Here is an 18,997-nt window from a genome sequence, read left to right on the forward strand (position 1 = left end):
GTGTCCACCACCAGCCGCTCCTCCCCTGCCCCCAAGCGGTGGACGACCGCCTGGCCCCTGCGCCCCAGCACATCCGTGACCTCCCCCTCGGTCCGGTCAGCCGTCCGGGGGCTCGTGGTCCCGGCGGTGCTCGCCGGCCCGCCGTACGTGCTCGATCATGAGCTGCTCGGCCGCGGCGCCGTCGCCCCGCTCCAGGGCCGCCAGGATGCCCTCGTGCGCCTCCAGCTGGCCCGGCACCTGGGCCGGGTCCAGCCACAGCGAGGCCGCGGGGGGCACCGGGAAGCTGTCGTGCACCGCCCGCGCGTGCTGGCCCAGGAAGGCGGGGCCGCCGATGTCGGCGATGCGCAGGTGGAAGTGCCTGCTCTGCTCGCCGAGGCGGTTCAGCCGTCCCTCGGCGGCGTCGCGCGCCATCGCGGCGTGCAGCTCGCGCAGCCACTCCAGCTCCTCCGGCGTGACGCGGGTGGCGGCCAGCCGGGCGCCCAGACCCTCGACCACCGCGCGCAGGCCGTAGAACTCCTCCAGCGCGTCGTCGCCCAGGTCCACCACCGTGGCGCCGTGATGCGCCTCGTAGCTGATCAGCCGGTCCTTCTCCAGCCGGCGCAGCGCCTCGCGGACCGGCGTCACCGACACCCCGAGACGGCGCGCGATCGCCGCCGCGCGCAGCGCCGTCCCGCCCGGGATGCGGGCGGAGCGGATCTCCTCGGCCAGCACGCCGTAGACGTAGTCCGCCTTGCTCATGGGGGGACGCGGCTCAGGGGTCGGCATGGCTTCAGTCTCCCCCACGACGGGCCCGGGTTGACCGAAAAGGTATTTCTTATACGTTATAAGACATGACGAGCCTCGCCGACCTGCGGGTCATCGACGCCGCGACGCTGTTCGCGGGCCCCTCCGCCGCGATGATGCTGGGCGACTTCGGCGCCGACGTGATCAAGATCGAGCACCCGCGCCGCGGCGACCCGTCGCGCGGGCACGGCGCCTCGGTGGACGGCGTCGGGCTGTGGTGGAAATCCCTGTCGCGCAACAAGCGCGCCGCCGCGGTGGACCTGTCGCAGCCCGAGGGGCAGGAGATCCTGCGCCGCCTCGTGGCGCGCTCCGACGTGCTCATCGAGAACTTCCGGCCCGGGACGCTGGAGCGCTGGGGGCTCGACCCGAAGGACCTGCTGGAGCTCAATCCCCGGCTGATCGTCGCCCGCATGACCGGCTTCGGGCAGAGCGGGCCGATGGCCGGGCAACCCGGGTTCGGGACGCTGGCCGAGGCGATGAGCGGGTTCGCGGCCATGACCGGCGAGCCGGACGGGCCGCCCACGCTCCCGCCGCTCGCGCTGGCCGACGGCATCGCGGGCCTCGCGATGTCGTACGCGATCATGGTGGCGCTGCACGCCCGCGAGCGCACCGGGCGCGGGCAGGTGGTGGACATGGCGATCATCGAGCCGATCCTGGGCCTGCTGGGCCCGCAGATGACCGCCTACCGGGCGCTCGGCGCGGTACCGCGCCGCACCGGCAACCGCTCCAGCAGCAACGCGCCCCGCAACACCTACCGCACCCGCGACGGCCGCTGGCTGGCCGTGTCCACCAGCGCGCAGGCGGTCGCCGAGCGCGTCGTCACGCTCGTCGGCCGGGCCGACCTGGTGGCGCAGCCGTGGTTCTCCAGCGGCAGCGGCCGGGTGGCGCACGTGGACGAGCTGGACGAGGCCGTCGCCGGCTGGATCGCCGCCCGCGACGCCGACGAGGTCATCGCCCGCTTCGAGGAGGCGCAGGCGGCGATCGCGCCGATCTACGACGTCCGGGACATCGCCGAGGACCCGCAGTACGCGGCGCTGGGGACGTTCGTCGAGCTGCCCGACGAGGAGCTGGGGACGGTGACGATGCAGAACGTGCTGTTCCGGCTGTCGGACACGCCCGGCGAGGTGCGCTGGCCGGGCCGGTCGCTGGGGCGCGACACGGACGAGGTGCTGGGGGAGCTGGACTACGGGGCGGAGGAGATCGCGGGCCTGCGCGGCAAGGGCGTGATCGCATGACGTCGCCGTCGTCCCGGCTGCCCGCCGTCTCCTGGCTGTACGTGCCGGGGGACCGGCCGGAGAGGTTCGCCAAGGCCGCCGCGTCGGGGGCGGACGTGGTGATCATCGACCTGGAGGACGCGGTCGTCCCCGCCCGCAAGGACGAGGCCCGCGCCAACGCCGCCGCCTACCTGCGCGAGCGCGCCGCCGGGGACGCCGGCGCGGTGGCCGTCCATGTCCGGGTCAACGACGTGACGACCGCGAGGGGGCTGGACGACCTGGCCGCGCTCGCCGGCCTGCCGGGGCTCGGCGGCGTCCGGCTGCCCAAGGTGGACTCCGCCGGGGTACTGGACGCGCTCGACGGCCTCGCGGTCCCGGCGTACGCGGTGCTGGAGTCGGCCGCCGCGATTCTGGCCGCTCCGGCGATCGCCGCCCATCCGCGGGTCGCCGGTGTGGCCCTGGGCGAGCAGGACCTGGCCGCCGAGCTGTCCGTCACGGCCGCGACCGCCCTCGACCAGCTCCGGCTCCAGGTGGTGCTGGCCGCCGCCGCGGCAGGGCTGCCGCCCGTGCCCATGTCGGTCTATCCGGACGTACGAGACGAGGAGGGGCTGCTGGCGTCGTGCGCCGCGGGGCGGGGGATCGGGATGTTCGGGCGGGCGGCCATCCACCCGCGCCAGATCCCGGCGATCCGGCGCGCCTTCACGCCCACGGCGGAGGAGACCGCGCGGGCCGCGGAGATCGCCGAGGCGGCCGAGCTGGCGGAGCGGGAGGGGCTGGGGGCGGTCGCGCTGCCGGACGGCCGCTTCGTGGACGCCCCGATCGTCGCCCGCGCCCGCCGCACCCTGGCCCTCGCCCGCCGCCTCGCCCCACCGGTCCCGGACGGCCCGCACGACCGGCCGGCCACCACGTCCCCGGACGCCCGGCCACCCGCCTGACCCGTCACCGGATGCCCGGCCACCCGCCTGACCCGTCACCGGATGCCCGGCCCCCCGCCTGACCCGTCGCCGCGCGCCCTGAGGCGGCGGGTCAGGGGATCCAGCGGGTGGAGAGCTCCGCGTCCTCCGGGGCGGGGCCCGGCAGGGCGTCGTGGGAGGCGGGCACGCGCAGGGCGTCGAGCAGCAGCGCCAGATAGCGGTGCCGCAGTTGCCGGGTGCGCTCCTGATCGCCCAGCTTCACCGACGCCACCTGCTCGAACAGCAGCGCGATGTCCGCCGTCGTGACGTCCGGACGCAGCACCCCCGCCTCCACGGCGCGCGCGTGGACCCGGGCCGCCAGGTCCGAGGCGCGGGCCGCCGCAGCGCCCAGCTCCGGCGTGGGCTGGAAGGTGCCGGCCAGCTTGATGGTCAGCGAGCTGCTGTCGGCGTCCACGGTGCCGCGCATGTAGCCGGCGAACGCCTCCCACGGGTCCCCCTGGTCGTCGAGGGCCCGTTCCGACACCGCGCTGTAGAGGTTCAGCCCGTCCAGGCACAGTTTGCGCAGCAGGTCCTCCTTGCCGGGGTAGCGACGGTAGAGTGCGCTGATCCCGACGCCGGCCCGCTCGGCCACCGCCGAGATGGGCGCCCCGGGGTCGGAGGTGAACACGGCCCGCGCCGCCTCCAGGATCAGCTCGTCGTTGCGCGCCGCCTGCGCCTTGCGCCCGCTCATGGGTGTGGTCGTCATGCCTCCAGCATATTGGAACGGAAACTTCCGTTCTAGTATGCCGCCGATCCGCGCGCATTGGTCCGTATGTCTATACAAAGAGTTGATATTGATGTACAACCGGGGCGAGCCCGATGGTCATGGAGGTGTCCCGGTGAGACGAACCCGTGTCGTGCTGGCCCTGCTCTGCGCTTTGACGCTCGGCGCCTGCTCCTCCTCCGGCGGGGCCGGCACGGAGAGTGCTCCCGCCTCCGGCTCCGCGCCACCCGCGGCCGGCGGCGCCACGTTCGCCGTCGTCACCCACGGCGGTGCGGGCGACGCATTCTGGGACGTGGTCAAGAACGGGGCCGAGGCGGCCGGCAAGCAGTACGGCGTCACGGTGACGTACCAGGGCGACGGCGACCCCGGCAAGCAGTCCCAGCTCATCGACCAGGCCGTCTCGCAGAAGGTCAACGGCCTGGTGGTCTCCATGGCCAACCCCGACGCGCTGAAGGAGGCCGTCGGCCGCGCCGTCGCCGCCGGGATCCCCGTCGTGACGATCAACTCGGGGGCCGACTCCTCCAAGGCGTTCGGCGCGATCACCCACGTCGGCCAGTCCGAGGACGTGGCGGGGCGCGGCGCCGGCGAGCAGCTCAAGGCGGCGGGCGTCACCAAGCTGCTGTGCGTCGTCCACGAGGCCGGCAACGTCGGGCTCGACCAGCGGTGCAAGGGCGCCGAGCAGGGACTCGGCGGCACGGTGGAGCGGCTGCAGGTGGACGTGGGCAACCTCGCCGACGTCACCTCCAAGGTCACCGCCAAGCTCCAGTCCGACAAGCAGGTGAACGGCGTCCTCGCGCTCAACCCGGCCGTCGCGATCGCCGCGCGCGACGCCGTGAAGGACTCCGGCTCGACGGCCAGGCTCGCCACGTTCGACCTGTCGGGCGACGTGGTGACGGCCATCAAGGACGGCGAGATCCTGTTCGCGGTGGACCAGCAGCAGTACCTCCAGGGCTGGCTGCCCATCACCTTCCTCACCCTGTACGACCGGAACCTCAACACCGTCGGCGGCGGCCTGCCGGTCAACACCGGCCCCGGCTTCGTCACCAAGGACAACGCCGAGCGGGTGGCCAAGCTCGCCGAGGCGGGCACCCGATGACCCGTGCCGGAGAGCGGTCATGACCGCGGTGGCCGGCGGCGCCGACGAGCGGGTCGCCGGCGCCGGCCTGCTGCGGCGGCTGCTCATCCGCCCCGAGCTCGGCGCGGTCGTCGGGATGGTCGTGGTGTTCGCGTTCTTCGCCGCGCAGTCGGCGGTGTTCCGCTCGCCCGAGGGCGTCGCCAACTGGCTGGACCCGGCCGCCACGCTCGGCATCATGGCCGTGGCCATCGCGCTGCTGATGATCGGCGGCGAGTTCGACCTGTCGGCCGGCGTCCTCACCGGCACGACCGGCCTGATCCTCGTCACGCTCGCCACCCGCTACGGCCTGGACGTGTGGACGGCGATGCTCGTGAGCCTCGCCGTGGCGCTGGCCGTCGGGTTCGCCAACGGGATGATCGTCACCAGGACCCGGCTGCCCAGCTTCATCGTCACCCTCGGCACGTTCCTCATGCTCCAGGGCGTCAACCTCGGCGTCACCAAGGCGCTCACCGGCACCGTCCAGGTCAGCGGGCTGCGCCGGGCGGCCGGCTACGAAGGGGCGCGCACGGTCCTGGCGGGCACCGTCGAGATCGGCGGCACCCCGTTCCGCGTGGCGATCCTGTGGTGGCTGCTGGTCACCGCCCTCGCCACCTGGGTGCTCATGCGCTCCCGGGCGGGCAACTGGATCTTCGCGGTCGGCGGCGACGAGCAGGCGGCGCGGGCCGTGGGCGTGCCGGCCGCGCGCACGAAGATCGCGCTGTTCATGACGACCGCGTTCGCCGCCTGGCTGGTCGGCTCGATCCTCGCGCTGCGCTACACGTCCGTGCAGGCCAACATCGGCATCGGGCAGGAGTTCATCTACATCATCGCCGCGGTGATCGGCGGCTGCCTGCTCACGGGCGGGTACGGCTCCGCGATCGGCGCCTCCATCGGCGCGGTGATCTTCGGGATGGCCGACAAGGGCATCGTGTTCCTGGGCTGGGACGCCGACTGGTTCAAGTTCTTCCTGGGCGCCATGCTGCTGCTGGCCACGCTCGCCAACCGCCTGGTCAGGCGGTACGCCGAGGAGGTGAAGCATTGATCATCGAGACGCGCGGCATCGGCAAGACGTTCGGCTCGGTGCTGGCCCTGCGCGACGTGTCGATGGGGGTGGCGGCGGGCGAGGTCACCTGCGTGCTGGGCGACAACGGCGCCGGCAAGTCCACCCTCATCAAGATCCTGTCGGGGGTGCACCAGCACGACGCCGGGACGTACCTCGTGGACGGCGCGGAGGTGCGGCTGGGAAGCCCGCGCGAGGCGCTCGACCGCGGCATCGCCACCGTCTACCAGGACCTCGCCATGATCCCGCTGATGTCGGTGTGGCGGAACTTCTTCCTCGGCTCCGAGCCGCGCAAGGGCATCGCCTTCGACGTGGCGAGGGCCCGCAGGGTCGCCCGGGAGGAGCTGCGGGCCATGGGCATCGACATCCGGGACGTGGACCAGCCGGTCGGCACGCTGTCGGGCGGCGAGCGGCAGTCGGTGGCGATCGCGCGGGCCGTCCACTTCGGCGCCCGGGTCCTCATCCTCGACGAGCCGACCTCCGCGCTGGGCGTCAAACAGGCGGGCGTCGTGCTCCGGTACGTCGCCCGGGCCCGCGACCGGGGGCTCGGGGTGGTGTTCATCACCCACAACCCGCACCACGCCTACCCCGTCGGTGACCGGTTCCTGCTGCTCAACCGCGGGACGAGCCTCGGCGAGTACGGCAAGGCCGACATCACCCGGGAGGAGCTTACGGCGTTGATGGCCGGGGGAGCGGAGCTGGAGGAGCTGGCGCACGAGCTGCGGCGGGAGTGAACCGCGCGAGCCTCACCCGCGGGAGCGGGCCAGCGGCAGGATGACGTGGTCGACGAGGCGGCGGGCCAGGTCGCCGTCCACCGGCTCGCCGGTGATCAGGCCGCGGAAGAACAGGGTCGCCGGCCCGAGCTGCCACAGCAGCTCGGTGTCGGCGGCGGCCGCCAGCTCCCCTCTCTCCCACGCCCGCTCGAACACCCGCATCGCCAGCCGCCTGCGGCCCGCCACGTAGTGCCGGTCCACCGCGGCCGCCAGCTCGGTGTTGTGCCGGATCTCGCCCACCAGGCCCGCGACGACGTCGCCGAGCGGCTCCAGCTCGGCGACGAGGAACTCCATCAGCGCCAGCAGGTCCCCCCGCAGGCTCCCCGTGTCGGGCGCCTCGGGCAGGGGAGAGGCGGCGTTGACGAACGCCGCCACCACGAGCTCCGCCTTCGACGGCCACCGCCGGTAGACGGTCTGCCTGCTCGCCCGGGCCCTGGCCGCGACCACGTCGACGCTCAGCCGGTCGTAGCCCGTCTCGCGTAACACATCGAGGGCGGCGCCGAGCAGCTCGGCCTCACGTGCGGGACCTCCCCGCAGAGGGGTCACGGACATGACCACCAGAGTAAGCGCGATGCCGCTCCGACTGTAAGGGCTGTCAAGGCGCGGACCGTGTCCCGATGCCTTCCCGCCCGTCCCTGCCCGCCCGCCGCGCCGGTCAGCGGAGGGAGGCGAAGAAGGCGCGGACGTCCTCGGCGAAGACCTCCGGCTGCTCCAGTGCCGCGAACGTGCCGCCGCGCTCGTGCTCCACCCAGCCCACGATGGCGTTGTCGCGCTCGGCGAAGCGGCGGATCGGCCGCAGGACGTCCTTCGGGAACACCGAGATCGACGTGGGCACAGTCGCCGGCTTGAGCTCCCACTCGACGCTGGTGTCCTGGTCGGTGTCCGGCGTCTCCACGAAGGAGCGGGCCGCCGACCCGGCCGTGTTGGTCAGCCAGTAGAGCATGACCGTGGTGAGCAGGCGGTCGGCCGGGACCTCCTCGTCGCTCCACTCGTGGTAGACGCCGGCGAACCACGCCAGCAGCGCCACGGGGGAGTCGGCCATGCCGTACGCGAACGTCTGCGGCCGGGCCGACTGGATGAGCTTGTAGGCGTACTGGTCGGTCAGGTAGCGCTCGCGGAAGGCCATGCGCTCCTGCTCCACCTCGGTCAGCCCGTCCAGTTCGCCCGGCGCTCCGATCGGGAAGCAGATGATCCCGTTGCCGTGCATGCCCACCACCCGGTCGGGGGCGAGCACGCCGATCTCGCGGGAGATCCAGGTGCCCCAGTCGCCGCCCTGCACGCCGAACCGCTCGTAGCCGAGCCGCGTCATCAGCTCCAGCCACGCCTTCGCGATCCGGGTGGAGCCCCAGCCCAGCTCGCGGGTGGGACCGGACAGCCCGTAGCCGGGCAGGGACGGGATGACCAGGTGGAAGTCGCGGCTGAGCGGCTCGATCACGTCGAGGTACTCCACCGGGGAGCTGGGCCAGCCGTGCGTGATCAGCAGCGGCAGCGCGTCCTCGCGCCCGGAGCGGACGTGCAGGAAGTGGACGCCCTGGCCGTCGATCTCGGTGACGAACTGGTCGTGCGCGTCGAGCTCGGCCAGCGCGCCGTCCCAGTCGTAGCCGGTGCGCCAGTGCCGGACCAGGTCCTTCAGGTGGGCGAGCGGGACACCGTGCTCCCAGCCCGTCCCCGGGACCTCGTCCGGCCAGCGCACCCGGTCGAGCCGCCCCCACAGGTCGTCGAGGTCGGCGCGGGCGGGCTCGAAGCGGAAGGGGCGGATGTCGTTCGGGGTCAAGCCATGCCTCCATCGTCTCGGTACGCTGTACCGTACACCATACGGTTCGATGGACGCAAACGCTCGCCCCGGCCGGATCTCCGGCGCGGTCAGCGATCGTGGACGGTGATGACGTAACCGTCGGGGTCGGCGAAGGAGAACGTCCGCCCGAACGGCCCGTCCACCGGCTCGGCCACGATGGGCACGCCCGCCGCCGCCAGCTCGTCGCGCAGCGCCTGCGCGTCGTCCGCCTTCAGCCACAGCGCCACACCCAGGCCCGGACGCGGCGCCGCGTCCAGGTCCACGCCCGGCAGCGGCTCACGCACGGCGAACGGGATCGGCCGCGTGGCGAACACCACCGCGTGCGGCGGGCCCGCGGGGTCCCGCTCCAGGCCGAGGTGCTTCTCGTAGAACGCGGCGGACGCCTCGACGTCGCGAACCTGCAGCGCCACGAAGTCGACTCCGGTGACGGTCATGATGTGCCTCCTATGTCAGGACTTTGACAACAGGACTGTATGTCAGAATGCTGACATGAAGCAAGTCGGCCTGGATCTCGACCGGAGCATCGGATACCAGCTCAAGCGCGCGCACGCCGCCCTGCGCGCGGCCATGGACGCCGCCCTGCGGCGCCACGGGCTCACCACGCCCCAGTACGCCTGCCTGGAGCTCCTCGACCAGCGGCCGGGGCTGTCGAACGCCGAGCTGGCGCGGGGGGCGTTCGTCACGCGGCAGTCGATGAACGTGGTCCTGCGCAACCTTCAGGACGCCGGCCTGGTGGAGCGCCCCGAGGCCGCGCCGCACGGCCGGGCGCTGCCGGCCACGCTGACCGAGACCGGCGGCGCCCGGCTGCTCGCGGCCCGCGCGGACGTCCTCGACGTCGAGCGGCTCATGGTTCGCGACCTGGACCCGGCCCGTACCGATCTGCTGGTGGACGCCCTGACCGGCATGGCCGCCGCCCTGGGGGAGTCCGAGCCGCCCGCCGGCTAAGCGTTGATCTACGTTGTAAAGGCGGTAGCGTGGTGAGGTGTCCTCTTCGTACCTCACCCTGAAAACCGGCGTCGAGCACGAGACGGAGGCGCGGCGGTCCCGGTTCGTGTGCGCGATGGCGCCGGTGAGCGGGGTGGAGGAGGCGCAGGAGTTCATCGCCGGGCGCCGCAGGGCCCATGCGGGAGCGACGCACAACTGCACCGCGTACGTGATCGGGCAGCGCCTGCAGAAGGGCGACGACGACGGCGAGCCGGGCGGCACGGCCGGCACGCCCATGGTGCAGGCCCTGGTCGGCCGGGGGTTCAGCGACGTGGTGGCGGTGGTCACCCGCTACTTCGGCGGTGTCCTGCTGGGTGCCGGCGGCCTGGTCCGGGCGTACGGGTCGGCGGTGACGGAGACGCTGGACCGGGCGGAGGCCGTCCGCATGGTGCCGGCCCGGCTGGTGCGCGTGTCGGTGGCGCACGACCAGGCGGGCCGCGTCGAGAACGGCCTGCGCGCCTCACGGTACGCCGTGCGGGACGTCGCCTACGGCTCGACGGTCGAGTTCGCGGTGGCGGTGGGGGAGGACGAGGTGCCGGCGTTCACGGCGTGGCTGGCGACGCTCACGGCGGGGCGGGCCCGCGTGCAGACCGGCGAGGGCATGCACGTCCCGGGCTGACGCCCCGGCCGGGGGCTCAGCCCTCCAGGGCGTACTGCATGACGCGGAACTTGGCCTGGGCCTCGGCCAGCTCCGAGCTGGGGTCCGAGTTGCCCATGATGCCGCCCCCCGCGAACAGCCGGGCGCGGTTCCCGTCCACGACGGCCGAGCGCAGGGCGATGCCCCACTCGCCGTCGCCGTGGGCGTCGATCCAGCCCACCGGACCGGCGTACCCGGCGCGGTCCATGCCCTCCAGCTCGCGGATCACCTCGATCGCCGTGTCCGTCGGCGTGCCGCCGACGGCGGCGGTCGGGTGCATGGCCGCGACGACGTCCAGCACGGACGCCCCGTCGGCCAGCCGCCCGGTGACGTGGCTGGCCAGGTGCTGGACGTTAGGCAGGACGAGCAGCTCCGGCTCGTCCGGCGTGTGCAGCGAGGAGCACAGCGGCGCGAGCGTCTGCCGGACGGACGCGATGGCACACTCGTGCTCGTGGCGGTCCTTCTCCGAGGCGAACAGGGCCGTGCCGCGGGCGAGGTCGTCGGCGGCGCTGGTGCCGCGCGGCGTCGTGCCGGCCAGGACGAGCGACTCGATGTGCTTGCCGGTACGGCGGACCAGCAGCTCGGGCGTCGCGCCGACGAGGCCCGCGACGGAGAAGGTGTAGCACTCCGGGTAGCGGCGGCTGAGCCGGTCCAGCAGCAGCCGGATGTCGATGGGGCGTTCGGCCGTGGCCAGCAGGTCGCGGGCGAGCACCACCTTCTCCAGCTCGCCGGCGCGGATGCGGCGGGCGGCCCGCGCCACGACGGCCTCCCACTCGGGCGCGGTCAGGCTGCCGTCGCTGTAGCGGATGCGGCCCGGCGTGCGGACCGGGGTGAACGGCTGCAGGCCCGGCTCGCCGACGGTGGTGAGCCAGGCGCGGCCGTCACGGCGGGCCAGGATGGTCCGGGGCACGATCAGGGTGGAGCCGGGCACGTCCTCGTCGAAGGTGAAGGTGCCGAAGGCGACGGGCCCGGAGCCGGGCGTCTTGACGGCGTCCTCGATGCGGGCGTCGCCCAGCACGTCGGCCAGCCACTGGCGGGCCCACGCGAAGCGGCGCGGCCCCGGCGGCACGGTGACGCGAGCGGCCTCCCCCCAGCCGACGAGCCCCTCGCCATGACGGATCCACGCGAACGGCGCGGTCCTCGGCAGGGAAGCCAGCAGGTCACCGGGGTCGCCCACGGAGGTGGTGCGAACCGGTAGCGGGCGGGTGGTTCCGAGCGCGACACTCACCCAAGACACTCTATGCGGGAACTGAACACGTTCGACTGTGACCCCCTGGAATGGGTGGTAACGGTCATGGATCCAAGAAAAACCTCGACATTCGCCAATATGGGGTCCTAGCCGGCTGGACCCCTGAGCCCGCCGGGCTCCGGGGCGACAGTCAAGCCGCGATATGCAGTCGGCGGTGAAATGGCCGCCCTTCCCCGCCGGTCGTGGCCGGTCCACGATCGGGTCCCTACCTTGAGGGCCATGATCCCTCGCCTGCTCGCCGCCCTGGTTCTCCTGTCCGGCTCCGGTACCGCGCAGGCCGCCGTGCAGGCCGCGGCGCAAGTCGCCGTGCGGGCCGACACCGGCGTCCCGGTGCCGACGTCGATGGTGGCTCTCGGCGACTCGATCTCCGCGGGGTTCAACGCCTGCGGCTGGTACGTCTCGTGCACCTCCCGCTCCTGGTCGGCCGGCGACAACGCCGACGTCGCCAGCCACTACCTGCGGCTGCTGCGGCTCGACGGCGACCTTCGCGGGCACAACCGCAACCTCGCCGTGCCCGGCGCGACCAGCGCCGGCCTGATGAGCCAGGTACGCCAGGCGATCGACCTCAAACCCGGCTACGTGACGATCCTCATCGGCGCCCAGGACGCGTGCGTGGGCACCGAGCGGGAGATGACGCCGGTGGAGGTGTACCGGCAGCGGCTGGACGCGGCACTGGCGGCGCTGCGTGACGGGGTGCCCGGCGTCCGGGTGTTCGTGGCCAGCATCCCGGACCTGCGGCGGCTGTGGCACGTCGGCAGGATCAACGTGCTCGCCCGCACGTTCTGGACGGGCGGGCGGATCTGCCAGTCCATGCTGGCCCGCCCCTCGTCGGTCAAGCGGGCCGACGTCCAGCGGCGCGAACGGGTGCGGGACCGGGTGATCGCCTACAACCAGCAGGCGGCCGAGGCGTGCGCCGCGCTGGGGGACGCCTGCCGGACGGACGAGGGGGCGGTGTTCCGGTTCCGCTTCACGCTCGACCACATCAGCAAGTGGGATTTCTTCCATCCGAACGTCGCCGGGCAGCGGGCGCTGGCCGAGACGACGTTCGGCCACGGCTTCGCATGGCTGGACGGCCGGTAGGAGCCCGGACGGCCCGCCGGGGGCCTGCGGCCGTCAGCGGCACTGGGCGATCATGGCCTGCTTGTCGGCCGGGGTGACCGGCACGCCGTACTTGAGCGCGACCTGGGCGAACCGGGTCACGTACGCGCAGCGGATGCGGCGCCGCGGCGGCAGCCAGCTCGCCGGGCCGGAGGCGTCCTTCTGCTCGTTGGCGGCGCCGTCCACGGGCAGCAGGTTGAGCGGGTCGTTGGCGAAGTTCAGGCGCTTGGACATCGGCCAGCGGGTGGCGGCCATCCGCCAGGCGTAGGCGAGCGGGACCACGTGGTCCACCTGCACCTCGTCGGCGCGGGACTTGCGCCACTCGATGGACCGGCCCGTGTACGGGTCGGTCAGGCGCATGGCGACCACCTCGCAGCGCGAGCCCTTGCGGTAGCGGACGTCCTGGCCGTCGCGGGTCAGCAGGTCGTCACGGGTCCGGCACCCGTTGCCCGCGTACGGGACGCCGGAGGCGGTGTCGGCCCAGTTGTCGCCGTACCGGGTGCGCGCGTACCCCGTGGCGGGGCCGCGGCCCTTGACGCGCAGGCGGGAGATGAGCTTGCGGGCGGCGGCCCGGTCGGTGCCGGAGGTGACGGGGGCCAGGCCAGGGCGGGTGCCGCCGGCGTTGGTGAGCGGGCTGGTGCCCATGCTGACCGTGTCGACGTTGTTGACGCCGGTGGCCCGGGTGCTCTTCGCGGTCCCGAACAGGGAGACCACGAGGACGCCTCCCGCGATGAGCGCGACCGTGTCCTTCGTGCTCAAGCACGCCTCCGAAGTGGGGGTGTCAGGGTGTTGGGCACAGATCTCTAGAGAGATTCCCGGCATGGCCGACTTTGACACGGTAAGGCATGGACATCGGGCCGGGCAGGAAGGTGTGACTTGCGCGGCCCGCCCGCGTGACGACGCCTCAGCGGGTGATCGCGCCCAGGGATTCCACGAAGCCGGCCAGGAGCCGGGCGAACTCGGCGCGGTCGGCGGCCGGCCAGTCGCGCATGGCCTCGGCGTACACCTCCTGCCGGAAGGCGTGGATCCGCGCGGACACGCGCCGCCCGGCCGGGGTGCGGACGAGCAGGGCGCGGCGGCCGTCGGCCTGGTCCGCCTCGCGCCGTACCAGACCGGCCGTCACGGCCGCGGCGACGAGCTTGCTGGCGCGCGGCTGGTCGATGTTCAGGGCGGCGGCCACGCTGCTGACGGTCGCGGCGTCGCCCCCTTCCTCGGCTTCCTCGATGACGTCCAGGATCTCGGCGCCGCCCCCTGGTGCGGCGATCGAACGGCCCATCGGTTTCTGGCTGAAGCACCTCGACCAGCTCATCGAGGGCGCCGCCGGGCGCGTCTTCGCCGAGGAGCGGCTCACCCGGAGGCACTGGCAGGTCATGAACGTGCTGCACCGGTCCCCGCGGACCACGGACGAGCTGGCTGAGGCGTTGCGGCCCTTCTGGGCACCCGGCGCGATCACCCAGGAAGACGTCACGGGCGAGCTCGCCCGCCGCGGCTGGCTCTCCCAGGACGACGCGGGCCGCCACACACTCACGGCGGACGGCCGGGCCGGACATGCCGCGGTGCGGCAGAAGGCGGACGGCATCCGCGCCACGTTCCTCGCCGGCCTGACCGAGGAGGAGTACCGCGAGACCGTCGGCGTCCTCCAGCACATGGCCGGCAACCTGGAGCGCGCCGCCCTCTCGGGCAGGGCCGACACGTGACGGCCGCCCGTACCTTCCGGAACATCGCTCTGTGGATCATCCAGGTCCTGCTGGCGGCGATGCTGGTCAACAGCGCCGTGCAGAAGCTCCTCGGGACCGGGGAGTTCGTGGCCGGGTTCGCCAAGCTGGGGCTCGGCGCCTGGTTCCTGTACCTGGTCGTCGTACTGGAGCTCGCCGGGGCGCTCGCCGTGCTGATCCCCCGGCTGGCGGGTCCGGCGGCGTGGGGCCTGGTGCTGATGATGTGCGGCGCCGTCGTCGCCGAGCTCACTGTGATGCGCGGAAGCGTGGTCCCGGCGCTGAACGTGCTCGTCATGGCGGCCCTCGTCGCCTGGGGGCGGCACCGCGGCACGGTCGAGGTGTACCGGCGGATCGTCCGGCGATGAGGCCGATCGCCGGAGGCTGACCCGGGCCGATCGGGCGGCGTCTCAGCGGTTCGGCTCGCAGGATGCCTGCGGCCCGCAGGATGGCTGCGGGCCGCGATGTGTCGTCCGGCCGGCGATGCCGGCCGCGAGAGGTCGTGAGGCGCGGTTACGCGGAGGAGGCGGGGGCCTGGTTCACGGCCGGGCCGCGCAGGTCGTACGCCATCCGGCCCGGCTCCTCCCGGTCGCGCCCGGCGCCGGCCTCACGGGCGGCCTCGTCGTCGTCCTCGTCGCCCACCTCGTCCGCGCCCTGCGGATCGTCCTCGTCCTGGGGGTCGTCCTGCGAGGAGCCGTGGGGCTCGTCGTGGGCGCCGTCCGGGGTCTCCGTGGTGGCGGCGGCCGCGGGTTCCGGCTTGACCCAGGTGCCGTTGCGGCGGGCCAGCAACTCCTCCAGCAGGGCGTCCCACTGCGCGCCGACGGCGTCGATGTCGTACGTGCGGGCCGTCTCCAGCGCACCGGCGGCCAGCCGGCGGCGCAGGTCCTCGTCCTCGATCACCCGCATGATCGACGTCGCGAGGTTGGCGTTGGTCCGCGGCTTGACGAGCAGCCCGTCGACCTCGTCGGTGATCATCTCCTTGGGCCCGTGCGGGCTGTTGAAGCTGACGATCGCCAGCCCCTTGGCCATGGCCTCCAGGATCGTCATCGGGAAGCCCTCGTGGCGCGAGCTCAGCACGAAGATCGACGCCTTCTCCAGCTCCGCGCCCACATCGGACGTCGGGCCGGGCAGCACGACCTTGCCCTCCAGACCGGCCTCGGCGATCTGGGTGCGCAGGTTGTCCTCCTGCGGACCGGCGCCGAAGATGCGCAGCTGCCAGTCGGGGTGCGCCTGCGCGACCTGCTCCCAGGCGGTGATCAGCCGGTGGAAGCCCTTGAGCCGGGTCATCCGGCCGACGGCCACGACGACCTTGGCGTCCAGCTTGGACAGGCCGCCCTCCATGGGCGGCACCGCGTTGGGGATCCGCACCAGGCGCTTGGGCTTCTTGGGCAGCGTGGCGCGATAGTCGCGCAGGTCGGCCTTGGTCAGCGTGGTGAGCGCGTCGAAGCGGCGGTAGCGCCACTTGATGAGCTCCTGCATCGGCTCCACCTGCGTGCGCAGGGCCACGTGCTCCTGGCCGACCGTGATGACGCTGGGCAGGGCGAGCTGGGCCATCGCCAGGTTGAGGCCGGGCCGGGTCGCCATGAGCACGCCGGTGTCGAGCGAGCGGATGTAGCGGGCCAGCTTGAGGTCGGTCCACAGGTTGAACCGGTGGTAGGCGGTCTCCTCCTTGGGGATCAGCCGGCTCGGCATCTTCGACAGCATCGCCCGCATGGGATCCGGGCTGGGGTTCAGCCGGTCGTCCAGGAAGCGGAACTTCACCCGCGGGTCGATGGGGAAGAACGGCTGCTCGGCTTCCTTCAGGATGGAGACGATCTCCACGTCGTGCTCACGAGCCAGGTAGCTGGCCAGGTTGAACACGGTTCTGATCGTCCCGCCCATGCCGTTGGCGTGCAGCAGCAGGATCCGTACCTGATGAAGGGAAGGGGGCGGTGCCTTGCGCACCTTGCGCCGGTTGTAGCCCTTGTACAGCCGGACCATCGCCGACCTGCCCTTGCGTGCCAGTGCGCGCACCTGCGGGATCCCCCTTGGCTCGAGAGTGTCACAACACACGTGGCCGGCGGTGAGCCACTCTCACCACCGGCCTATTGTCTCGCTTCGGCGGAGTGCACCATTCATCCCCGTGGCACTATCCCCACCTATGATCATTAGACGCCTCAAATGCCATTAAGGTTGCACCGGTGATGCAGCCGAGATCCCGCGCCACGTGCCCGTGAGCAGTCCGGGACGGAGAGTGCGCGGGGGCCGGGCAGCCGGGCCAGGACCGCGGCTGCCCGTCAACTCACCGGCTACGCCTCGTCCGGCTTGCGGCTGTCCTTCTTGGCGTCCTTGACCTGCCTGCTGGTCTTGATCGCTTCCTTCTTGGACTTGCCGGACTTGGTCGCCGGTTTCTTCTTGGCCTCTGCCATCGTTTCCCCCGAGTGGCTATGGTGCCCGAATGGCACACTAAGCCGCTTAATACCCGTTTAGCACTCGAACCCGACATTGCATCCCGGGCGAGTCCGGTCAGGGCTGCCCCAAACGCCGCAAAGTGTCACAGCAGAGGCAGTTGTTCGGCCGCCGGAGGCTTGGCGGGCGGTGTGGCCGCGGAGCGCGGCGGGCGGACGCGGCGGGTCCGCCCGGAGGTGGTCGCGCCGACCCCGTGGTGCTCGGCCAGCCGCCTGACCTGCTCCGTGATCCGCCGCTGGTACGCCTGCGGCGCGTAGGCGCCCCTGCCGTACAGCTCCAGGTAGCGCGGCACGAGGCGCGGGTGCTCGCGGGACAGCCACGTCAGCCACCACTCGCGCGCCCCCGGCCGCAGGTGCAGCACGATCGGCGCGATGTGCGTCGCGCCCGCCTCGGCGATCTCCTTGACCGTGCGGTCGAGCTGGGCGGGGGAGTCGGTGAGGTAGGGCAGGATCGGCGCCATCAGCACCCCGCAGTCGATGCCGCGCTCGTTGAGCGTCGCGCACACCTCCAGGCGCCGGCGCGGGTCGGGGGTGCCGGGCTCGGCGGAGCGCCAGGCATCGGCGTCGAGGAAGCCGACCGAGACGTTGGCGCTGACGTCGGTGACCTCGGCCGCCTCGGCGAGCAGGTCGAGGTCGCGCAGGATCAGCGTGCCCTTGGTGAGGATCGAGAACGGGTTGGCGGCGTCGCGCAGCGCCTCCAGGATGCCCGGCATGAGCCGGTAACGGCCCTCGGCGCGCTGGTAGCAGTCGACGTTGGTGCCCATGGCGACGTGCTGCCCGCGCCAGCCCGGGGCGGCCAGCTCCCTGCGGGCCAGCTCGGCGGCGTTGACCTTAACAATGACCTTGGAGTCGAAGTCCGCCCCGGCGTCGAGGTCGAGATAGCGGTGGGTGTTGCGGGCGAAGCAGTAGACGCAGCGGTGGCCGCACCCCCGGTAGGGGTTGATCGTGAACTCGAACGGGACGCGGCTGGCGGCGGGCACCCGGTTGATGATCGAGCGGGCGTGGATCTCGTAGAACGTCATCCCCCGGAACTCGGGGGTGTCGAACGTGCGCGTCACCGCGCCGCGGGCGAACAGCGGCACGACCGGATCATCCGCATCGGTACCCGTCAGGCGGAGATTGTCCCAGCGCATGTCCTTGATTGGAACAGAAGTTCGATGATGATCGCAAATGGAAAGAGGCGGCAATTACCTGACAGGGCGGGGGCTAATGATCTTCAGGGTTGGGCAGAACACCCGCACAGAGCTTGCGTTCCGGAGGTGCACCCATGGCCTGGTCGCAGGACGAGGAGCGATTGCTGGCACAGATCGAACGGCACCTCGTCGACGACGATCCCCGTCTCGTGGCGCGACTGGAGTCGTTCAACGAGCGGGTCCGACGCAACGAGGCCAAGGCCGCCGGCCAGGGCCGGCTCCGGCCGAGGCCGCGCCGCTCGACGGTGATCATCCTGATCAGCTGGGTGCTCATCGCCACGCTCGTGGCGACCCTGCTGGTCATGGTCCTCCAGCACGGAAGCGCCACGTCCTTCTGATCCGCATTTCCCCATCTCGGCCCGTGTGTAGCCGTCTTGGGCGGATTTTTGAGCCTTTGTTGGGTGATCAGGCGCGGACCTAGGGCGCCGAGCACCCCCGTCTCACCGCAGGTCTCCCCTTGGGGTCGACGTCCGGACTCGCACTGGCCATGGGATGCTCGCGCACGTATACTCGTAGACGAGTGTTCGTACACGAGCTACCGAGTGGAGGCGCGCGAGATGGCGAAGCGGCGGAAGGTGGGGAGCCTGCTGGCCCTCGCCGTGCTGTCCGTCGTGGCACAGCGCCCGATGCACGCCTACGAGATGGCCTCCGTTCTGCGGGCCCGCGGCAAGGACCAGGACATGGCGATCAAGTGGGGGTCCCTCTACACCGTCGTGCACAACCTGGCCCGGCACGGCCTGCTGCGGGAGGCGGGCAGCGACCGGCAGGGCGGCCGGCCCGAACGCACCGTCTACGAGATCACCGCCGAGGGCCGCGCCGAGCTGGCCGACTGGACGCGCGAGCTGCTGTCCGACCCGGAGGAGGCGCCGCGCAGGTTCGAGGCGGGGCTGTCGGTCATGGGCGGGCTCGCGCCCGAGGAGGTGACCGCCCTGCTGCGCCGGCGGCTCGACGCCCTGGAGCGGCTCGTCGCCGCCCAGCGGGAGGCGCTGGAGCGCGACGCGGGTGACCTGCCGCGGCTGTTCGTCCTGGAGTCGGAGTACGCCCTGGCGATGCGCGAGGCCGAGGCCGCCTGGACCAGGTCGCTGCTGGAGGAGCTGGCCGCGGGCACGTTCCCCCGGCTGGCGGAGTGGCGGGCCTTCCACGGCTCGGGCCACATCCCCCAGGACATGGCCGGCCTGGCTGAGAGGGGGGCCGTCACGGACTGACCCGGACATGGAGGAGGGCCCCGGAGGAGGTGCGGGAACACCGCCGCCGGAGCCCT

At 72.5% G+C, this 18,997-nt stretch carries 22 protein-coding genes; 12 read left to right on the forward strand and 10 right to left on the reverse strand.

Features of this window, described 5'->3' with window-relative positions:
* Nucleotides 1-96: 96 nt before the first annotated feature.
* Entirely contained in the window at nt 97-738 is a 642-nt protein-coding gene (locus tag ABZS51_RS35610; protein WP_355450637.1) for a GntR family transcriptional regulator, read from the reverse strand.
* Between the two features lie 92 nt (nt 739-830).
* Here ABZS51_RS35610 and ABZS51_RS35615 point away from each other — a divergent pair, with 92 nt between their 5' ends.
* Both ABZS51_RS35615 and ABZS51_RS35620 read left to right on the forward strand, forming a co-directional pair.
* Nucleotides 831-2,018 (forward strand): CoA transferase, encoded by a 1,188-nt coding sequence (locus tag ABZS51_RS35615; protein WP_355450640.1) that lies wholly within the window; start codon nt 831-833, stop codon nt 2,016-2,018.
* The gene (locus tag ABZS51_RS35620; RefSeq protein WP_355450643.1) at nt 2,015-2,932 is read left to right on the forward strand and encodes an aldolase/citrate lyase family protein; all 918 of its coding nucleotides are present in this window, start codon (nt 2,015-2,017) and stop codon (nt 2,930-2,932) included. The genes ABZS51_RS35615 and ABZS51_RS35620 overlap by 4 nt, the downstream gene beginning before the upstream one ends.
* Nucleotides 2,933-3,023: 91 nt before the next feature.
* On the opposite strand, the gene ABZS51_RS35625 is transcribed toward ABZS51_RS35620, so the two are convergent.
* Nucleotides 3,024-3,656 carry a TetR/AcrR family transcriptional regulator gene (locus ABZS51_RS35625; RefSeq protein WP_355450646.1) on the reverse strand — a complete coding sequence of 211 codons (633 nt, stop codon included), beginning with the start codon at nt 3,654-3,656 and terminating at the stop codon, nt 3,024-3,026.
* Between the two features lie 133 nt (nt 3,657-3,789).
* On the opposite strand from ABZS51_RS35625, the gene ABZS51_RS35630 reads away from it, so the two are divergent.
* From ABZS51_RS35630 to ABZS51_RS35640, 3 genes are read left to right on the forward strand one after another with little or no spacing between them, the layout of a single operon-like run.
* Nucleotides 3,790-4,770: a sugar ABC transporter substrate-binding protein gene (locus ABZS51_RS35630; RefSeq protein ID WP_355450649.1), complete on the forward strand. Its 981-nt coding sequence runs from the start codon at nt 3,790-3,792 to the stop codon at nt 4,768-4,770.
* A 19-nt stretch (nt 4,771-4,789) separates the two neighbouring features.
* Entirely contained in the window at nt 4,790-5,830 is a 1,041-nt protein-coding gene (locus ABZS51_RS35635; RefSeq protein WP_355450652.1) for an ABC transporter permease, read from the forward strand.
* Entirely contained in the window at nt 5,827-6,582 is a 756-nt protein-coding gene (locus ABZS51_RS35640; RefSeq protein ID WP_355450655.1) for an ATP-binding cassette domain-containing protein, read from the forward strand. Before ABZS51_RS35635 ends, ABZS51_RS35640 begins: the two co-directional genes overlap by 4 nt.
* Before the next feature lie 12 nt (nt 6,583-6,594).
* Here ABZS51_RS35640 and ABZS51_RS35645 read toward each other — a convergent pair whose 3' ends face one another.
* From ABZS51_RS35645 to ABZS51_RS35655, 3 genes are all read right to left on the reverse strand, one after another.
* The gene (locus ABZS51_RS35645) at nt 6,595-7,173 is read right to left on the reverse strand and encodes a TetR/AcrR family transcriptional regulator (protein ID WP_310709823.1); all 579 of its coding nucleotides are present in this window, start codon (nt 7,171-7,173) and stop codon (nt 6,595-6,597) included.
* A gap of 103 nt (nt 7,174-7,276) precedes the next feature.
* Entirely contained in the window at nt 7,277-8,395 is a 1,119-nt protein-coding gene (locus tag ABZS51_RS35650; RefSeq protein ID WP_355450658.1) for an epoxide hydrolase family protein, read from the reverse strand.
* Nucleotides 8,396-8,484: 89 nt separating this feature from the next.
* Complete coding sequence (locus tag ABZS51_RS35655; protein WP_310709821.1) at nt 8,485-8,850, reverse strand: VOC family protein; 366 nt, start codon at nt 8,848-8,850, stop codon at nt 8,485-8,487.
* A gap of 55 nt (nt 8,851-8,905) precedes the next feature.
* Between ABZS51_RS35655 and ABZS51_RS35660 the strand changes: the two genes are divergently transcribed.
* Together ABZS51_RS35660 and ABZS51_RS35665 are read left to right on the forward strand one after the other, a co-directional pair.
* Entirely contained in the window at nt 8,906-9,361 is a 456-nt protein-coding gene (locus ABZS51_RS35660; protein WP_355450661.1) for a MarR family transcriptional regulator, read from the forward strand.
* Between the two features lie 37 nt (nt 9,362-9,398).
* Entirely contained in the window at nt 9,399-10,019 is a 621-nt protein-coding gene (locus tag ABZS51_RS35665) for a YigZ family protein (RefSeq protein ID WP_355450664.1), read from the forward strand.
* A gap of 16 nt (nt 10,020-10,035) precedes the next feature.
* On the opposite strand, the gene ABZS51_RS35670 is transcribed toward ABZS51_RS35665, so the two are convergent.
* Nucleotides 10,036-11,265, reverse strand: a complete 1,230-nt coding sequence (locus ABZS51_RS35670) for an isochorismate synthase (protein ID WP_355450667.1) — start codon at nt 11,263-11,265, stop codon at nt 10,036-10,038.
* A gap of 240 nt (nt 11,266-11,505) precedes the next feature.
* On the opposite strand from ABZS51_RS35670, the gene ABZS51_RS35675 reads away from it, so the two are divergent.
* Entirely contained in the window at nt 11,506-12,366 is an 861-nt protein-coding gene (locus tag ABZS51_RS35675; protein ID WP_355450670.1) for an SGNH/GDSL hydrolase family protein, read from the forward strand.
* 33 nt (nt 12,367-12,399) lie between these two features.
* On the opposite strand, the gene ABZS51_RS35680 is transcribed toward ABZS51_RS35675, so the two are convergent.
* Nucleotides 12,400-13,143: an HNH endonuclease family protein gene (locus tag ABZS51_RS35680; RefSeq protein WP_355450673.1), complete on the reverse strand. Its 744-nt coding sequence runs from the start codon at nt 13,141-13,143 to the stop codon at nt 12,400-12,402.
* Between the two features lie 145 nt (nt 13,144-13,288).
* A complete protein-coding gene (locus tag ABZS51_RS35685; RefSeq protein WP_355450676.1) occupies nt 13,289-13,564 on the reverse strand; it encodes a MarR family winged helix-turn-helix transcriptional regulator in 276 nt (91 codons plus the stop codon).
* 43 nt (nt 13,565-13,607) lie between these two features.
* Between ABZS51_RS35685 and ABZS51_RS35690 the strand changes: the two genes are divergently transcribed.
* Nucleotides 13,608-14,081 (forward strand): MarR family transcriptional regulator, encoded by a 474-nt coding sequence (locus tag ABZS51_RS35690; protein WP_355450679.1) that lies wholly within the window; start codon nt 13,608-13,610, stop codon nt 14,079-14,081.
* A complete protein-coding gene (locus ABZS51_RS35695; RefSeq protein ID WP_355450682.1) occupies nt 14,078-14,464 on the forward strand; it encodes a DoxX family protein in 387 nt (128 codons plus the stop codon). Before ABZS51_RS35690 ends, ABZS51_RS35695 begins: the two co-directional genes overlap by 4 nt.
* Nucleotides 14,465-14,609: 145 nt before the next feature.
* Here the strand turns inward: ABZS51_RS35695 and ABZS51_RS35700 are convergent, their stop codons facing one another.
* Nucleotides 14,610-16,109: a glycosyltransferase family 4 protein gene (locus ABZS51_RS35700; RefSeq protein WP_355450684.1), complete on the reverse strand. Its 1,500-nt coding sequence runs from the start codon at nt 16,107-16,109 to the stop codon at nt 14,610-14,612.
* Nucleotides 16,110-16,629: 520 nt separating this feature from the next.
* Complete coding sequence (locus ABZS51_RS35705; RefSeq protein ID WP_355450687.1) at nt 16,630-17,676, reverse strand: Rv2578c family radical SAM protein; 1,047 nt, start codon at nt 17,674-17,676, stop codon at nt 16,630-16,632.
* 134 nt (nt 17,677-17,810) lie between these two features.
* Between ABZS51_RS35705 and ABZS51_RS35710 the strand changes: the two genes are divergently transcribed.
* Both ABZS51_RS35710 and ABZS51_RS35715 read left to right on the forward strand, forming a co-directional pair.
* Nucleotides 17,811-18,074 carry a DUF3040 domain-containing protein gene (locus ABZS51_RS35710; RefSeq protein WP_310709810.1) on the forward strand — a complete coding sequence of 88 codons (264 nt, stop codon included), beginning with the start codon at nt 17,811-17,813 and terminating at the stop codon, nt 18,072-18,074.
* A 219-nt stretch (nt 18,075-18,293) separates the two neighbouring features.
* Nucleotides 18,294-18,941 (forward strand): PadR family transcriptional regulator, encoded by a 648-nt coding sequence (locus ABZS51_RS35715; protein ID WP_310709809.1) that lies wholly within the window; start codon nt 18,294-18,296, stop codon nt 18,939-18,941.
* Nucleotides 18,942-18,997: the final 56 nt, after the last annotated feature.

The sequence above is a fragment of the Nonomuraea sp. NPDC005501 genome (assembly GCF_040605905.1).
Taxonomy (GTDB): Bacteria; Actinomycetota; Actinomycetes; order Streptosporangiales; family Streptosporangiaceae; genus Nonomuraea.

Coding starts and splice junctions, on each gene's coding strand:
- ABZS51_RS35675 (WP_355450670.1), top strand. CDS start 11,506: ATGATCCCTCGCCTGCTCGCCGCCCTGGTTCTCCTGTCCGGCTCCGGT.
- ABZS51_RS35615 (WP_355450640.1), top strand. CDS start 831: ATGACGAGCCTCGCCGACCTGCGGGTCATCGACGCCGCGACGCTGTTC.
- ABZS51_RS35625 (WP_355450646.1), bottom strand. CDS start 3,656: ATGACGACCACACCCATGAGCGGGCGCAAGGCGCAGGCGGCGCGCAAC.
- ABZS51_RS35635 (WP_355450652.1), top strand. CDS start 4,790: ATGACCGCGGTGGCCGGCGGCGCCGACGAGCGGGTCGCCGGCGCCGGC.
- ABZS51_RS35660 (WP_355450661.1), top strand. CDS start 8,906: ATGAAGCAAGTCGGCCTGGATCTCGACCGGAGCATCGGATACCAGCTC.
- ABZS51_RS35620 (WP_355450643.1), top strand. CDS start 2,015: ATGACGTCGCCGTCGTCCCGGCTGCCCGCCGTCTCCTGGCTGTACGTG.
- ABZS51_RS35655 (WP_310709821.1), bottom strand. CDS start 8,850: ATGACCGTCACCGGAGTCGACTTCGTGGCGCTGCAGGTTCGCGACGTC.
- ABZS51_RS35710 (WP_310709810.1), top strand. CDS start 17,811: ATGGCCTGGTCGCAGGACGAGGAGCGATTGCTGGCACAGATCGAACGG.
- ABZS51_RS35645 (WP_310709823.1), bottom strand. CDS start 7,173: ATGTCCGTGACCCCTCTGCGGGGAGGTCCCGCACGTGAGGCCGAGCTG.
- ABZS51_RS35610 (WP_355450637.1), bottom strand. CDS start 738: ATGAGCAAGGCGGACTACGTCTACGGCGTGCTGGCCGAGGAGATCCGC.
- ABZS51_RS35715 (WP_310709809.1), top strand. CDS start 18,294: ATGGCGAAGCGGCGGAAGGTGGGGAGCCTGCTGGCCCTCGCCGTGCTG.
- ABZS51_RS35690 (WP_355450679.1), top strand. CDS start 13,608: ATGACGTCCAGGATCTCGGCGCCGCCCCCTGGTGCGGCGATCGAACGG.
- ABZS51_RS35705 (WP_355450687.1), bottom strand. CDS start 17,676: ATGCGCTGGGACAATCTCCGCCTGACGGGTACCGATGCGGATGATCCG.